The 17,105-nt window shown below is 42.1% G+C and carries 14 protein-coding genes and 1 tRNA gene; 6 read left to right on the top strand and 9 right to left on the bottom strand.

Translation table 11 applies throughout. From position 1 onward, the window contains the following. From DMB45_RS12225 to DMB45_RS12210, 4 genes are all read right to left on the bottom strand, one after another. Positions 1-642: an MBL fold metallo-hydrolase gene (locus tag DMB45_RS12225; RefSeq protein WP_041504323.1), complete on the bottom strand. Its 642-nt coding sequence runs from the start codon at positions 640-642 to the stop codon at positions 1-3. Positions 643-928: 286 nt separating this feature from the next. Further along, a complete protein-coding gene (locus tag DMB45_RS12220) occupies positions 929-1,255 on the bottom strand; it encodes a hypothetical protein (protein WP_041504322.1) in 327 nt (108 codons plus the stop codon). Between the two features lie 119 nt (positions 1,256-1,374). Then, positions 1,375-2,244 carry a YitT family protein gene (locus tag DMB45_RS12215; protein WP_041504321.1) on the bottom strand — a complete coding sequence of 290 codons (870 nt, stop codon included), beginning with the start codon at positions 2,242-2,244 and terminating at the stop codon, positions 1,375-1,377. An 89-nt stretch (positions 2,245-2,333) separates the two neighbouring features. Further along, complete coding sequence (locus DMB45_RS12210) at positions 2,334-4,040, bottom strand: glutamine--tRNA ligase/YqeY domain fusion protein (RefSeq protein WP_052634815.1); 1,707 nt, start codon at positions 4,038-4,040, stop codon at positions 2,334-2,336. A gap of 78 nt (positions 4,041-4,118) precedes the next feature. Here DMB45_RS12210 and DMB45_RS12205 point away from each other — a divergent pair, with 78 nt between their 5' ends. From DMB45_RS12205 to DMB45_RS12195, 3 genes are all read left to right on the top strand, one after another. Beyond that, positions 4,119-6,098 (top strand): putative porin, encoded by a 1,980-nt coding sequence (locus tag DMB45_RS12205; RefSeq protein WP_041504462.1) that lies wholly within the window; start codon positions 4,119-4,121, stop codon positions 6,096-6,098. A gap of 36 nt (positions 6,099-6,134) precedes the next feature. Further along, positions 6,135-7,523 carry an MltF family protein gene (locus tag DMB45_RS12200; protein ID WP_110688809.1) on the top strand — a complete coding sequence of 463 codons (1,389 nt, stop codon included), beginning with the start codon at positions 6,135-6,137 and terminating at the stop codon, positions 7,521-7,523. Between the two features lie 114 nt (positions 7,524-7,637). Continuing rightward, positions 7,638-8,387 (top strand): hypothetical protein, encoded by a 750-nt coding sequence (locus DMB45_RS12195; protein ID WP_041504319.1) that lies wholly within the window; start codon positions 7,638-7,640, stop codon positions 8,385-8,387. Positions 8,388-8,427: 40 nt separating this feature from the next. Here the strand turns inward: DMB45_RS12195 and hydG are convergent, their stop codons facing one another. Beyond that, positions 8,428-9,927, bottom strand: a complete 1,500-nt coding sequence (gene hydG / locus DMB45_RS12190; RefSeq protein WP_082032919.1) for a [FeFe] hydrogenase H-cluster radical SAM maturase HydG — start codon at positions 9,925-9,927, stop codon at positions 8,428-8,430. A 156-nt stretch (positions 9,928-10,083) separates the two neighbouring features. After that, on the bottom strand, positions 10,084-10,533 hold the full coding sequence (locus DMB45_RS12185) for a GatB/YqeY domain-containing protein (RefSeq protein ID WP_041504317.1): 450 nt from the start codon (positions 10,531-10,533) through the stop codon (positions 10,084-10,086). A gap of 114 nt (positions 10,534-10,647) precedes the next feature. On the opposite strand from DMB45_RS12185, the gene DMB45_RS12180 reads away from it, so the two are divergent. The 3 genes from DMB45_RS12180 to DMB45_RS12170 all read left to right on the top strand — a co-directional run bounded on the left by DMB45_RS12180 (position 10,648) and on the right by DMB45_RS12170 (position 14,751). Next, positions 10,648-11,979: an MATE family efflux transporter gene (locus tag DMB45_RS12180; RefSeq protein ID WP_041504316.1), complete on the top strand. Its 1,332-nt coding sequence runs from the start codon at positions 10,648-10,650 to the stop codon at positions 11,977-11,979. A 102-nt stretch (positions 11,980-12,081) separates the two neighbouring features. Next, entirely contained in the window at positions 12,082-13,008 is a 927-nt protein-coding gene (locus DMB45_RS12175; RefSeq protein WP_041504315.1) for a lytic transglycosylase domain-containing protein, read from the top strand. 72 nt (positions 13,009-13,080) lie between these two features. Next, positions 13,081-14,751 carry a nucleoside kinase gene (locus DMB45_RS12170; protein WP_041505120.1) on the top strand — a complete coding sequence of 557 codons (1,671 nt, stop codon included), beginning with the start codon at positions 13,081-13,083 and terminating at the stop codon, positions 14,749-14,751. A gap of 317 nt (positions 14,752-15,068) precedes the next feature. On the opposite strand, the gene DMB45_RS12165 is transcribed toward DMB45_RS12170, so the two are convergent. From DMB45_RS12165 to mnmA, 3 genes are all read right to left on the bottom strand, one after another. Further along, positions 15,069-15,719 (bottom strand): HAD family hydrolase, encoded by a 651-nt coding sequence (locus DMB45_RS12165; protein ID WP_041504461.1) that lies wholly within the window; start codon positions 15,717-15,719, stop codon positions 15,069-15,071. A 65-nt stretch (positions 15,720-15,784) separates the two neighbouring features. Then, positions 15,785-15,857: transfer RNA gene (locus DMB45_RS12160), tRNA-Trp, on the bottom strand. Between the two features lie 150 nt (positions 15,858-16,007). After that, positions 16,008-17,078, bottom strand: a complete 1,071-nt coding sequence (gene mnmA, locus DMB45_RS12155) for a tRNA 2-thiouridine(34) synthase MnmA (protein ID WP_041505119.1) — start codon at positions 17,076-17,078, stop codon at positions 16,008-16,010. Between the last annotated feature and the right edge of the window lie 27 nt (positions 17,079-17,105).

Raw genomic sequence — 17,105 nt, 5'->3', positions numbered from 1 at the left:
TCAAACCTGAAAAAAAGGGTTATATCTCTTTTCCGCTCCGATCGTTGTCTCCCTTCCATGTCCCGGAATAACCCGTACATCATCGGGTAAAACAAACAATTTAGCACGTATCCCATCCAAAAGTTCCGCCATATTGCCACCCGGTAAATCCGCCCGTCCGACACTCCCCTCAAACAGCACATCACCGGAAATCAACAACTTATCCTTTTTGCTATAAAAACAAACGCCACCCGGAGAGTGACCGGGGACATGAATGACTTCCAATTCCGAATGACCGAAACGAACGATCTGGCCGTCTTCCAAAAAATCACCCAAGGCCGGTGGCGGAGTAATCCCCCGTACCCCCAACATAGCCGCATACTTTTCCGCATCCTCTACCCAAAAAGCATCCGCGGGATGAGCTTGAGCCGACAAACCGTATTCATTAAACATAAAATCGTTCCCGAAAATATGATCTATATGCAAGTGGGTATCCAGCAACGCAACCGGTTTCAAATGATGATCCGCTAAAAAATCCTTCACCCGCAGACGTTCTTCTTCCGAAAAACATCCGCAATCTATTACCACGGCCTCACCCGTCTCATCATACAATACGACCGTGTTCTCTTGCCATGGATTATTTACAAATACCTTTATTTCCATCTCTCTCCATTTTATATCTCTTACAAAGATAATACGATTTACGATTTATAACGGAGGATGACTTGATGAAAATCAAAAAATCATAAAACAAAAATCTTCCCGCATCGCTTAAGCACAACTAAGGACGATCCAAAGAAAAAATAAATTATCTAATTAAATTTAAATTCCTCCTCCATGATGACATCATCCGTAGGTTCTTCTGCCGAAAAATCAAACCGGCGCAAAACAATCGAGTCTCGTCCTAAGCTGGTTGTATCAATCACATAAATCCGGTTCCTCCAATTATCTAAAATATCGACTTTGGGAAAGACAACAACCATTTTTCATCATAATAAGAGATACTATCCAAAAAAGAACGGGATTTGATTAATGTATCATTTAAATAATCTTCCCGCATATTGGTATAGCGAACAAAAGTGCATTCTAAATCAAATGTATCCTTAAAACTGAACCAATAAGTAGTATGTTGTCTACAACTGTCATATTCCTCAACATATTGAATATTCACCGAATTTTTCCCGATCAAAACATACACCGGAATACTCCCTTCCTCTTTACTTTGCAGCAAAAGCAAAGGGAAAAAGAAAATAACCATTACAAAAAACTTTATCATACTATTTTTACATTAATCTTTACATCTAATAACCGCTTCCGCAAACATAAACAGTCATAAAAATCCTCCCCGGTTTGCAATAACAGATCGGGGAGGATTTTTTAAAATAATATTCAGGGTTAAGGTCTTAAGGTATCGAATCCCTTACCGTAAACCCCCATTACCGTGTTCATGGTTAAAAACGCCTCCGGATCGACCAATTTGGTCACCCGCATGATATTTTGCATCTCGCTTTTACGGACCACCACTACCAACATTTTCCGGGCCGATCCCGTGTACCAGCCCAAACAATCCAAAACAGTCACCCCCCGCTTCAGATCATGGGTAATGGAATTAGCCACCTCCTCGTATTTATCCGAAAAAATAAGGAATTGCACGGATTGCATCTGCCCGGTAAATACCATATCGATGGTATAAGAAACCACTCCCATGACCACGTAACCGTACATAATATCCTGAAAACTCCCTTCGATAAAATAACTGCAACCGATGATTACCACATCGATATACATGATAATCTTACCCGGACTGATATTCCGGTATTTATTTATGATCATGGCTATGATATCCGTTCCTGCCGTACTTCCCCCGTTTACCAGAGAAATTCCGATTCCGGCACCGCACATGATACCGGCGATGATGGCACACATGAAACGGTCTTCCAACAGAGGTTCCCGGATATAACTCTGCAGTATTCCCAATAGAAAAGAACTCATGAATATCGCGTAGATCGTCTTAATTCCGAACTTGGGACCCAATATCTTCATGGCGATAGCCACCAACAAGAAATTGATGACGAAATAGCTGACACCGATAGGAATCAACTCATTCGATAAAAAATAAATAATCGTAGCTATACCCGTCACCCCGCCTCCTACAATCTTTTGAGGAGCTAAAAAGGCGGTCACGGCAAAAGCATACATCATCAGACCTATCGTAATCAATACATATGCCCTGACTTCCGATACAACTTTCTTTTTCGACAACATTTAGTTTTAATTTTAAAGTACAAATTACGATTTACAATCGCCGGAAAAAGCCGGCATTGCAAATCGTACATCTCATTAATATCAAGTAATTAACTATTCTGTTTTGCCCAAGTATCCTTCAATCCCACGGTACGGTTAAACACCAATTTCCCCGGCTGCGAATCCTTGTCCACACAAAAATATCCCAGTCGCTGGAATTGGAAACGATCTCCCTCCTTCACCTCTTTCAAACTCGGTTCCAGCTTACAACGAGTAAGCACCTTCAAAGAGTTTTCATTCAAAAATTCCTTAAAATCAATATCTTTATGCCCGGCAGGATCCGGATCTTTGAACAGGCGATCGTACAATCGCACCTCCGCATCGATAGCTTCCGCCGCGGAAACCCAATGCAAAGTCCCCTTTACTTTCCGGTTGCTATTGATCCCGCTACCACTCCGCGTATCCGGGTCATACGTACAATGGATTGTCGTCACGTTTCCCTCCTCATCTTTTTCCACGCTTTCGCATTTTACGATATAAGCTCCCTTTAAACGGACCTCATTTCCGATCGTCATACGGAAAAACTTCTTCGGAGCATTCTCCATAAAATCATCCCGCTCGATATAGAGTTCTCCGGAGAAAGGGACTGCCCGTGTTCCGGCACTCTCGTCTTCCGGGTTATTTTCGATCTCCACGTATTCAGTCTGTCCTTGCGGATAATTATCGATAACTACCTTCACGGGGTCCAACACGGCCATTACCCGAGGGGCCACCTTATTCAAATGCTCCCGTATACAAAACTCCAACAAGGCCATATCCACGACTATTTCCCGGCGGGCAACGCCCACTTTTTCGGCAAAATTACGAATGGATTCGGGAGTATACCCGGCCCGACGCAAACCGGAGATAGTCGGCATGCGGGGATCGTCCCATCCGGCCACGATTCCCTTCTGCACCAGCTCCAACAAACGACGTTTACTCATCACCGTATAACTCAGATTGCGACGAGCGAATTCGATCTGCCGGGGACGATATTCGGTTTCGATCAACTGATCCAAAAACCAATTGTATAACGGTCGATGTACTTCAAATTCCAAGGTACATATGGAATGAGTGATCCCTTCCAGGTAATCGCTTTGCCCGTGCGTAAAATCATACATGGGATAAATACACCATTGATCGCCGGTACGATGGTGAGCCACGTGCATAATACGATACATGATCGGGTCGCGCATCAACATATTAGAAGAGGCCATATCTATTTTGGCCCGCAACACTTTCTCTCCGGCCTGAAACTCTCCGCTTTTCATTCTCCGGAACAAATCCAGATTTTCTTCCGGAGTCCGGTCCCTGTAAGGACTGTTTACTCCCGGTTCGGTAGGCGTCATCCGTTGGGCGCTGATTGCTTCTGCCGGTTGATCGTCCACGTAAGCCTTTCCCTCCATAATCATCTTTTCCGCCCAATCATACAATTGTTGGAAATAATCAGAAGCGTAATGAGGTTCTCCTTCCCATTGAAATCCCAGCCACCGGATATCCCCCAATATCGAATCAATATACTCCACATCCTCCTTCGACGGGTTGGTATCATCGAAACGTAAATTGCATTTCCCGTTGTATTTGGCCGCCAAACCGAAGTTCAGACAAATCGACGTCGCGTGGCCGATATGTAAATAACCGTTAGGTTCCGGCGGAAAACGCGTGTGCACCCGTCCTCCGTTCTTGCCCTCTGCCAGCTCCTCTTCCATGATCTGTTCTATGAAATTCAATGATTTCACTTCATTCTCTTCTTCTGATACGAGATGATTCTTATCCATACTAAAATTATTTAACATACGAGTCGCAAAGGTAATTAATTTATGAGAGTTTTAAAAGTTTCTGTATATTTGCAGGCCATGAAAAAATTATTTTATATCATCATATTTTGTCTAAGCTCTATCATATCGCTGGCACAGAGCGATTATGACTATGACAACGAGGAGGAAAGAGATCCCCGGGACAGAAGAATGGAACAAGATTCCGTAGAAAAGCCCGATGTCAAACATTATCGTATGACTTGGAGATGGATGCACAACGGTGTTTATAAAAAATTCATCCCTTTGGACACTCTTACGGATGGAATCCAAAACTTCAATCCCATATTTAAACAAAGCGTCTCCAATACCTACTTGGGCAATTTACCTTCGGCCTATGAATCCAATATCTTTATCAACCGGATCGAAAGCGAAGATTTTTTCCCTCTGAACCGGGTAAGAGCTTATATATTCAAACCGGAAGACGCCTTGGAATACAACACGACAACCCCTTTCACCCAACTCAACTACTTCAACGGAGGAGGCCGTACCAAATCAGAAGACCTGTTAGACGTATGGCACGTCCAAAACATCCGTCCTTATTGGAGTGCCGGTTTCCGCTACAATATCATATCGGGACTCGGGGCTTACTCTTACCAAAAGTCCAAAACCTATAATCTCTCGTTCTTTTCTTCTTACGAGCTAAAACGGGTAGCCATATCTTTTTTCATCAACCAAAATGTCGGCCACTATACTGAAAACGGAGGAATTCAGGATCTCTACTTTTTACGGGATACGACCTTGGATTCGCAATTAATCCCGACGAATCTCGTCAGTGAACCTCGAAACAATTTTTATAATTTCAATCTTTATACTTTAGGCCAATACAACATCGGGAAGGGAAAAGAGATCGTTACCCAACGGGACTCCGCCCGTACGGACACGACCATCGTCTATCCGATGAAAGCGGTATTATCCTTTAATGTGCAAGATAACCAGTACAAATTCAAGGAGAAATCCGTAGAAACATCTTTTTTCCCGAACACTTATATCGACAGCATGTCCAATGCGGATATCGTCAACAACAAACGGTTCGAGATCACGACCAAACTCATCGTGAATGAACATCCCAAGTACAAATACTTACCGGGTATATACGCCGGATTAAATTTCAAGTACCTGAATTATCACCAACGAATCAATATAGATCAGGATACGACAACGAACGATTTCGGAAGCAGTAAGTACACGGGGACTTATTTGACAGCCGGAACCTTTAACGTAGACACCAACTCCCTGTTTAATTTCGACATATGGGCCGCCTACTGTTTATTCGGCGACTACAATACGGATTATAACTTACAGGGAGAGATCACACAATACCTGAACCGGGGAAAAAATTCGTCGGTAACGATCAATGCATCATTGGAAAATAAAACCCCCAACCCATTTTATGAGCTTTACATGGGAAATCATAACATCTGGAAAAATAACTTCGGAAAAATTCATTCCTACCAACTACAAGGAAAATACCGGAATATTCGTCGCCGTACAGAAGTCGGCATCGCCTTAAACAATACCAAAGGATACATCTATCTGGATACGACTGCCATGCCCCGGCAATACGACGGGAACTTAATGATATTCACGGCTTGGGTAAAACAAAATTTCAGGTTAGGCAATTTTTATTTCGATCAAAAAGTCTACTATCAGGTCAGCAATAAGGAAGATATACTTGCACTTCCCCAGATTGCCCTATATTCCCACAACTATTATCAAAATCGTCTATTCAAAAGGGTGTTAGGCCTGCAATTCGGTATCGATGTTTTCTACACGACCAAGTTCTATGCAGACGCCTATATGCCCTCCATCATGCAATTTTATAACCAAAGAAAAGAGAAAATCGGCAATTATCCCAAGATGGACGTATTCCTCACGTTAAATATAAAACGGGCGGATATTTTTGTCAAATACGATCATTTCAATGAATTCTTCGGCAACCGGAACTACCTTTCGGCTACCAATTACGCCATCGGACCGGCAACCGTAAAATTTGGTTTAAGATGGAATTTCTTTGACTAATTTGATAATTTACAGATCATTTCCTATATTTGTTGTATGTACGTTGTAAAAAAGATTACATACATCTTGTTTTTCTTATGCTGCTTAAACGCTTGCAAAGTAAAACAAAAGGAGCCTTTTGTATTTCCCCGGTCGGGTCTATTGGAAGAAATCACGAAGCGAGGCGTATTGAATGTCTGCACTTACTATAACACGACCGACTACTATGTTTACAAAGGCGTCACAAAAGGCTTTCATTACGAACTCGTCAAAGATTTTGCCGAATATCTCGGAGTAAAGCTGCATGTCGAAGTAAACTCGGACATGGAAGAGTGCATTCAGGAATTAAACGAAGGGAAATACGATCTGATTGCCATGAGTCTATCCGTCACCGAAAACCGGAAGAAAAGAATCCTTTTCACGAATCCTCTATTCAAAACCCATAGTGTACTTGTACAAAATAAAAAACGAAAGGAACACGTCGATTCGCTATCGCAACTATCGGGTAAAGACATTTACATCCAAAAAGGTACTTTCTATGAAGATTTTTTACAACAGTTGAAAGACTCGTTACATTCGGAATTCAATATCTCTCCCCTAACGGAGGCGACGTATGAAGACATTCTGGTCATGGTAGAAAACATGGAAGCGGAATTTACCGTTACAGACCATAATATTGCCAAAATAGCCGCACATTACATGCCTTATCTGGATTACAGCCTGGGCCTATCCGACGAATTTCCCATTGCCTGGGGGACTGCATTAAACGGAATTCTCCTTACCGACGAACTAAACGCGTGGTTAAACAACATTAAAAAAAGCGGCAAATTCAATGTTCTATACAACCGATATTTCAATAGTAGCTACGTGACCTCCCTGCACAATTCCAAATACTACAAATTAAAAAACGGCAAGATATCGAGTTTTGATCCCATCATAAAAAAAGCAGCCCAAACGATGGGATGGGATTGGCGATTATTGGCCGCTATTATTTTCCAAGAATCCGGATTTAATCCGGAAGCCGTCTCATGGTTAGGAGCCGTAGGATTAATGCAAGTCATGCCGGAAACAGCCCTCACTCTCGGTATCGAAGATTATACCAATCCTAAGGATAATGTCCGCGCAGGAACAACTTATCTCAAACGCTTGGAAAAAATATTTTCCAAATACCCGTTGAAAAAAGAAGACCTGATCAAATTCACGTTAGCTGCGTATAATGCCGGCCCCGGACATGTCATAGATGCGATGAAATTAGCCGAAGCGTACAATAAGAATCCCTATGTATGGAATAATAATGTCGATTACTTTCTACTCCACAAGTCCAATCCCGAGTTCTATCGGGATACATTAATCCGGCATGGGTATTGTGACGGCAAACAAGCTTATGATTTTGTAAATAATATCCTCGAAAATTATTCCCATTACAAAAACACAATTCCGGAATAAAATTGAAACTCAGTCAAATTTAACAAAACTCATTGTACGAATTATTGATTCCCACATCTTTTTTTCATACCTTCGCATTTAGAACTTGTCATACTTTATAATTATAGGAATATCATGCCTTACAGAAGATTACCCAATACGGATGCGGCCAGGATACGTGCTTTGGAAACAGCATTGAAGAACGAAGCATCCTCGGATTTCAACGATTTGCCTTTTTCTCCTTCGTTGAAACAAAAAATAGAGTTCTTTTTACCCAAATTCAAAACGGCCATTACCAATTCACAGGTCGCGAGAGACAAACAAAACGTTAACAGCCGAAAATACGCTGAATACACCAGAAAAGCAAAATTATACATATCCCATTTTTTACAGGTATTGAATTTTACTATTGCCCGCGGAGAATTGAAATCCTCGGCCAGAACCTTTTACGGGTTAGATGAAAACAATTCGAAACTTCCTCCCCTGATTAGCGAACAGGATTTATTGGAATGGGGAGCCAAGATCATCAACGGAGAACAGGAACGGACCCGTAACGGAGGAGGTAATCCTGTCTATAGCCCTTCCATCGCTTTAGTAAAAGTCAATTATGAAAATTTTAAACAGGGATATGCTTCTCAAAAACAATTCCAACAGAACTCGGCACGTTGTTGCGCAGAAGTAGCTCAATTCCGTAGTGAAGCGGATGAGTATATTTTAACCTTATGGAATGAAATAGAAAACTATTACATGGAAATAGAGGACGAGGAGGAACGTCGTAAGAAATGTGAATATTACGGTTTAATATATGTTTTCCGGCGAGGAGAAAAAGAGAGGATTAAAAGACAAAAAGAAGCCGAACGCATTACATTAAAATTGCCTTTTTGAATGAATCAAAAAGGCAATTTTAATATTAAAGAGTCCTTTACTACATGTATAAGTCACGTTCCCCTTTAGCTATACGATCGTAATAGGATTTGAACGTGGGTAATAACTTCTTATCCGTAAAGAAAGAGGTGTGTTCTATCTCCTGCAATTCCCTTTCAATCAATTGTTCTCCGATCGCTTTGGTTTCAGGAGAAGCATAATCATTCAGATATTCCCGGAACGTCAAGACGGCATTCAGCTTACAAAATTTTCCCTCCACACCTTTTTCCAACAAATTCATAATCTTGTCTCCCGTACGCCCGCAACGATAACCGGCCGTACAGAAAGAGGTTATCATTCCATCCTGGGCCAATTCCCGAATCACCTCATCCAAGCTTCGCTGGTCTCCCAGCATAAACTGGACTTTATCCGAATTCTCCTCTTGACGCAATTTCTTCGAATAGGCTCCAATACCTATTTTAGAAGAAGCATCAGTCTGCGTACATCCCATATGAATCAACTCTCTCCTGAACTCGGGATTCTCTCTGGCCGTCACGATCAATCCCGTGTAAGGAATAGCCAGACGTATAACAGTTACCAACCGCTTTGTAGCCTCATCCGTTACCAAATATGGTGAATGTTCACTAATAAAAGATCCAGGAGCAGGCTGCATTCGAGGGAAGGAAACCGTATGAGGTCCTATACCGAATTGCCGTTCCAGATCCAAAGCATGATACAATAAGCCCATCACTTCAAAACGCCAATCGTATAAACCGAACAAGGCTCCAATAGCAACGTCATCGATACCGGCCTCCATAGCCCGGTGCATCGCGTAAAGCCTCCACCCGTAATTTCCTTTAATCGTATGAGCCGGATGTAGTTCGGCATAACGTCCACGGTGGTAAGTTTCTTGAAATACCTGATAGGTACCGATACCGGCACGCCACAACTTTTTTAAATCCGCTATCTCCATGGGCGCCGCATTCACATTCACCCGACGAATATTATTAAACCCGTTCCCGGTAGGAGTCGTCCGTTTAGTTGCATAGATCGTTGAAATGGAATCAGCCATATAATCGGCACTATTTTTCGGGTGTTCTCCGTAAACGGCTATCATCCTCTTATGTCCCTCGTCAATAACGGCTGCCGTCTCCTCGCGTACCTCATCCATAGTCAAAACATGCCGTTTCTCCTCCTTGTTCTCTGCACGGAAACCACAATACACACAACTATTTACACACAGATTCGACAGATACAGGGGAGCGAAAAAAACGATACGATTATCGTATACCCGTCTTTTAACTTCCAAGGCCGCTTCCTGCATCTCCAGCAATAACTCCGGATCCTCCACGTTCAACAAAGTAGCCGTTTCGGCAGGAGTCAGAATCTTAATCTCCAACGACTTTTTTATAATATCACGCACCTTTTGCTTGTCGGGATTTTTTTGGCGTTCAAGCTCCTCAAATATCTCGACTTCATCGATAAAATCTTTTCCATTGACCAAGTATTTATCGATTTCAGCCTGTTTAATCACATTTTTTGTCCAATCTTTTACGTCCATCTCTATATTTTTATATTACGATTCACACGAGTATAAATCGCAGATTCTTTTCCTGTTGACAAAGATCAGCATTAATTTTATATTATTACAGTATTATCCTATTCTTATTTTCGATGGAGAGATAGAGAAAATCAATGCCTTTTTACTCGTAAGCGATCAACCCAATAACTCTTTGACTTTTGCCGAAATAACTTTTCCCTCGGCAACGCCAGCCAACTCTTTGGTAGCAATTCCCATTACTTTGCCCATATCTTTAGCCGACGTGGCTCCCGTCTTCTCTATAATCCCTTTCAGTGCAGCTATCAACTCTTCTTCCGTCAACGGTTGGGGCAAAAACTCATCCAGTACTTCAACCTGCGCCATTTCATGGGAAAACAGATCCTCCCTACCCTGCTGCTTATAAATAACCGCGGCGTCCCTACCTTGCTTGGCCAATTTCTGTATGATCTTCACACTTTCGCTGTCGGGAATCGAATCTCCCGCCCCCGGAACGGCTTTAGCTTCAATAAACACTTTCTTTATATTTCTCAATACTTCCAAACGTACCGTGTTCTTAGCTTTCATGGCTTCCATGATGCCCTTGCTAACTCTTTCTTCTATTGTCATCTGATATCTTTTAATTTTGAACTTACGAAGTTACTATTAAATTCTCGCATTTTCAATCTCCCGCTTTCAATTTTCGTAAACAAGGTGTAATTTTGTATCTCAAATAAAACATGGATGAAGACAAGCATAAGCAACAAAATCATATGGAACATCGCCTATCCTATCATATTGGGAAGTTTGGCACAAACTTTAATTACACTTACCGATACCGCTTTTCTGGGGAGAGTCAGCGAGATTGCTCTCGGAGCTTCAGCCATAGCCGGAATCTACTATTACGTCTTTTCGACTTTAGCTTGGGGATTTTCCATCGGTATCCAAATTATCGTGGCAAGACGTCTCGGAGAAGGAAGGCTTAATCGAATCGGAGTCGTATTCGAGCACGGGTTATTTTTCGTCGCTTTTTTAGGTACGTCCCTTTTTCTTGTACAGCATTATTTTACCAAAGAGCTGTTGGAAACAGCAATCCACTCACCCAATATATATGCTGCCGCCATGGAATATATGTCATTCCGGCATTACGGCATTATTTTCGTTTGTTTTAATTTCCTTTACCGGGCCCTATATATCGGATTATCCAATACCAAGATCATCGGGTATTCGACAGCCGTTATGGCTACCGTAAACGTGCTATTCAATTACCTTCTGATCTTCGGGAAATTCGGTTTTCCAAACTTGGGAGTCGGTGGAGCAGCCCTTGCTTCCGTTATGGCAGAAATTTCCGCCTTTCTTTTTTTCACCCTGTATACCCTACTTAAACTCCCTCTCAAACAATATGCCCTGTTCAGTTTTCACAAAATAGAAGGATGGCTTATGGGAACGATTCTAAAGACAGCTCTTCCCACCATGCTACAAAAACTTCTCTCTTTCGGGACCTGGTTTATTTTTTTCATCCTGGTGGAGCATATGGGCGAACGGCCCATCGCCATTACCATTGTAGTCCGAAGCGTTTATATGCTCATCGTCATTCCGGTATTCGGCTTCGGAGCCACAGCCAACACATTGACAAGCAGACTAATAGGAGAACAAAGACAAAAAGAGGTTATGCCCATGCTCACAAAGGTCATTCGCCTCTCCATGCTAAGTGTTCTCCCGATATTAGCCATCTGTTATCTATTTCCACAACAAGTACTGTCCATCTATTCGGATAGCAGCGAACTGATACAAGCATCCGTCAACTCCCTGTATGTCGTCGGATTGGCCGCACTCGCCCTTTGTTTCGGCATCACCTTTTTCGAAGCTATATCCGGAACGGGAAATACCTCTCACGCTCTCATCCTCGAGACCTTCGTACTTATCCTGTATACTGCCCAGATTTGGTTTTTGGCAAGCGTACTGCAAACGTCAGTCGAATCTGTATGGACGGTGGAAGTCACTTACGGCTTGTGTATCGGCTTTATCTCGTTACTCTATATGAAACATTTCCGCTGGCAAAAGCACAAATTATAATTAAGGGAATTTATATTAACCTAAAAAGTACCTGTCAATGACTACATCTGCAAGGAAAATAGGTATAAATATATTATATTCGAAAATTAAAATAGAAAAGAAGTGAAGAAAGAAACCATTATAAAAATCCTGTTCCTTATCGTACTACTCGATACGGCTGCCGTCATTTACCTCATTTACCGTCCTGTCACGTTAGAGATACAACACGTATCCAAGGTTGTTCCTATGTTGAAGCCGTCGGATATTTATTGTCCGGAAACATTCGATTTGGCAGGCGAGTATGTACCTTTAAAAAGAACCGACATTGCAGAAGCATTCCGCAAGGAACTAATCGTCAACACCTATTTACACTCCCATACGATTCAGGTATTAAAGAATGTCTCCCGGTATTTTCCCATCATAGAACCCATATTGGAAGAGGAGGGAATACCGGATGATTTCAAATACCTCGCCGTCATCGAAAGTAGCCTGAACCCCTTGGCCGTCTCTCCCGCCGGAGCCGTCGGCTTATGGCAATTCATGAGCGGTACGGCCAAAGAACTGGGAATGGAAGTGAACAAAATTGTAGATGAACGGTATCATATCGAAAAATCGACGCGGGCAGCGTGCGCGTACCTGAAAAAAGCAAAAGAGAAATTCGGTACTTGGGTAATGGCCGCTGCTTCCTACAATGCCGGAATGAACATGTTAACAAGACAAATCAATCTTCAAAAAGAGAACAATTATTATGACCTTCTTTTAGGAGAAGAGACGGGAAGATATGTCTTCCGGATCATGGCGATGAAGCAAATCATAGAGAACCCCCATTTATACGATTTTCACGTATCGGAGAAATATGAAGTAGAAAAATGCGAAGAGGTCAAAGTCAATAAAAACATCAAAGATCTGGCTCACTTTGCCAACACTCACGGAATATCTTACAAAACTTTAAAACGTTTTAATCCTTGGCTCAGGGCAAACACGTTACATGCTTCCGGAAAGAAAAGTTATTATATCGCGATTCCCCGACAGCCTGAAAAATACAGATAATCGAAGCGGCACACAATTTGCATTACTGTTTTCATAAGTATGAGTTCCCTAAAAAATAAAATATTCAATGCTATGGAAAAAAATAAAATAACGATCTATTGTGAAAATAACAAACAAGAATATATAATACCCACAGGATGCAGTTTGAAAGAACTCAAACAAATCGTATTCCCCCAGAACCATCAAAATATACTCGGAGCGTTAGTCAATAACGAATTACAGGATTTACATTACGAGATTTACAATCCCAAATGGATAAACTTTATAGACGTTACCTCTCTCGACGGTTATAGCATCTATATCCGTTCTCTTATTTTCGTTCTCTATAAAGCCGTAAAAACGCTTTTCCCGAAAAAGACGTTGATTGTCGAATACTCTATCTCCAACGGTCTGTTTTGCCGGATCGCAAATAAGGACCTGGTTCTTACGCCCGAAACGATCCTGAGTCTGAAAGAAGAAATGACCAGAATCATCGAACAAGACACGGAGATAATACGCCGGGAGACCCCCACGGAAGAAGCTATAAAACTTTTTCAACGGGAAGGATTGAAGGACAAAAAACTCTTGCTTTCCACCCGCGGCAAAATGTATACTTCGGTATATTCCATTAACGGGACCTCGGATTATTTCTACGGAACTCTTGCTCCAACCACGGGTTGTCTGAAAGTATTCGATCTGATCTCCTATAAAGACGGTATGTTGTTGATGTTACCCGACAGAAACAATCCGACGGAAATCTCACCCTTAATCCCACAAGAGAAATTATTCAACATTTTCAGTGAATACAAGAGATGGGGAAAAATCCTGGAAATTTCTCAAATCGGAGATCTGAACCAAATTATAGAAAATAAACAAGTGGGAGCCATGATCAAAATAAGTGAAGCTCTCCACGAGAAAAAAATCTCCCAAATAGCGGATTTAGTCAAAAAGAAACACAAAAAGGTAAAGGTAATCCTGATCGCCGGTCCTTCATCCTCCGGTAAAACAACATTTGGCAAACGATTGGCCGTGCAACTCATGGTCAATGGAATCAAACCCGTAAATTTATCCTTAGATAACTATTTCGTCGACCGGGAAAATACCCCCAGAGACGAAAAAGGAGAATACGATTTCGAAACCATTGACGCTCTCGATATCGACACGTTCAACGATAATATCCTGCAATTACTACAAGGAAATGAGGTCGAGATTCCAAAATTCTCCTTTGAAACGGGACAACGTTTTTACGACGGAGAAAAACTCAGGATCTCAAAGAATAACGTGATTATAGTGGAAGGCATACATGGTCTGAATCCTCGTTTGACGGAGTTCCTGCCCCAAGAAAGTCTTTTCAAAATCTTTATTTCGGCATTAACTTCAATATCCATTGACAACCACAATATCATAAACCCCAAGGACAATCGTTTGATCCGACGGATGGTTCGCGATCATAAATACCGGGGATATTCGGCTTGGGACACCCTTAAACGATGGGAAAGCGTACTATCCGGAGAACAAAAACACATCGAACCTTATCAAGAAGAAGCAGATGTTATTTTCAATTCGGCATTGGTATACGAATTAGGAGCTCTTAAACAACAAGCTGTTCCTTTACTGGAAGAGGTACAGACCAAATACCCGGAACACTCCAAGGCTCTACGTCTCTTAAAGTTCTTCTCCTATGTACAATCCGTTCCTACCAGAGAAATTCCGCCGACTTCCATTATTCGCGAATTTCTCGGAGGCAGCTCTTTCAAATACTGACAAAAGACAATGAAAAGATTAAAGGATTCTGAGATTTAGAGATTAAACGATTTAGAGATTAAACGATTTAGAGATTAAAAAGATTGTATATTGTAAATGGAACGCTATTTTCTTAATTTACAATCTACAATCTAAAATTTACAATGAACACGTGGATCGGGTGATTAATAGATTGACGATTGGAAAATTGTAATTGCATCACGGAATCAATAAATCATTGAATCACAGAATTCTGTTGATTTAAAATGAATATGCGGATAGGAGGAACAGGCGATCAGTTGCAGAATCACCTGTTCCTCTTATCGCAAGCTCCCTTATTATCGCAATAATTTCAAGATATCGGAAGGACGGTCAACGATATGTATCGCTCCGTTTTCTTTTAATTCTTCAGCAGAACGGAATCCCCAGGTCACCCCGATTGAGACGATCCCGCTATTAGATGCGGTCTGCATATCTACGCCGGAATCTCCTACATACAATACTTCTTCCGGTTTTACCCCGGCCTCCTTTAGAATATCAAAAACAATTGTCGGATCTGGTTTCACCGGAATACCTTCCCGTTGACCATAAACAAAACCGAAGGTATTTTCACCGAAATAATGAGGGATTAAAGCTTGAGTTGCCGAATGGTATTTATTAGAAGCCACCGCCAATAAAATATTTTTCTTTCTCAAGGCCTCCAGCAACTCCGCAATTCCCGGATAGGGAGCCGTGTAATCGGCTTTATGCACGGCATAATAAGCCATAAAATCCTCCCGTATCTTTAACACATTTTCTTCGGTTCTCGCCTCTTCCGGCAATGCGCGTTCCAACAACTTGTTGATTCCGTTTCCCACGAAACGTCGATATTCAAGCAACTCATGAGTGGGATAGCGATGCTTTTGCAAAGCATAATTCGTACTAACCGCCAAATCATCCAACGAGTTCAACAAAGTACCGTCCAAATCAAATATGACTAACTTAACCATAGGCATACCTTTAAAACATTCATCCGCTATCAAATAAAAAAACCACCTCGGCAGGTGGTTCTATGCACGGGAGGAGAGGTTCGAACTCCCGACCCTCGGTTTTGGAGACCGATGCTCTACCAACTGAGCCACTCCCGTGTTTAGCGTTGCAAAATAACAGATTTTTCTCGAGAAAAACAAGTAGAAACCATAGCCTCTCCGGTCATTTCCCCGACACCGATCGGAGTTTCCAGAGCCTAAGCCACTTAACGCATCAAATTTTCACTCCACTCCCGAAAAATTCCGACTTTAAGATTCATCACCGTCAATGATCGTTTTTCGAACGATTCCCCCTCCGATCAACCGCTCTCCCCGGTAGAGAGCTACCGGTTGCCCGGGAGCTACCGCCCAGGCCGGATGGGACAAATACAACATCAACCGATTCCCGGGTAACTTCTCCACCTGAACATACCCCGACGGATTTAACCCCAATCCCCTGACTTTTATCTCGATATCTGCAGCATTCATCTCTTCTGGATCAATAAGATGAACGGATTCTATCTCTATGCGCTTCCGGAACAACGCAGATTTATCACTCACGATAATCCGGTTACTACCCGCCTCTATCCGAGAAACATATTGAGGATTCCCGTCCTTTAAAGGAATATCCCGCTTTTGTCCGATCGTGTAATTCAAAACTCCATGATGGCTTCCCAATACATTACCCTGCTCATCCCATATCTCACCCGTTGAGGAGCCAAAAGACGATCCGGTATGTTGACAGATAAACGTACGATAATCCGTTCCTTGTAAAAAACAGATCCCGGAGCTCTCCCTTTGCTTGGCAAGCAGCGGGAAACCATTCATTCGGGCTATCTCTTTTACCTCCTCTTTCCTGTAGATTCCCAACGGAGTCAAGGCTCTGCTCAAAATCATCTCGTTCACTCCCCACAAAAAATAAGATTGATCTTTATTGGAATCCACCCCTTTGTATATGTAATAGTGTCCGTTCTCTTTACCGATGCGCACATAATGTCCTGTCGCTATATGTTGAATTCCTTGCCGATCCGCAAACTCTTTCAACAATTCCCATTTGACAAAACGGTTACACACGGCACACGGATTCGGTGTAATACCCGCCAAATACCCCTGAAGAAAAGGAAGAACCACGTCACGTCCAAAACGTTCCCTCCCTTCAATACGATACAAGGGAATTTCTATTTGTTTACAAAACTCCTCCAAATCACGATTGTGTACCTGCCCATTCGCCGGCCATAGATCCATATTTACCCCTATAACCTCATACCCCTGTTGTCGTAACAACAAGGCTGTCACAAAACTATCTATCCCTCCGCTAAGACCGACGACTATTTTTCGCATTCTTCGAATCAGATACAATTAACAAAA

The organism is Sanguibacteroides justesenii (assembly GCF_003204205.1).
In the GTDB taxonomy this organism is placed as follows: Bacteria; Bacteroidota; Bacteroidia; order Bacteroidales; family Marinifilaceae; genus Gabonibacter; species Gabonibacter massiliensis.
The sequence above is the reverse complement of the archived record's forward strand: the minus strand, read 5'-3'. Positions and strand labels throughout refer to the sequence as shown.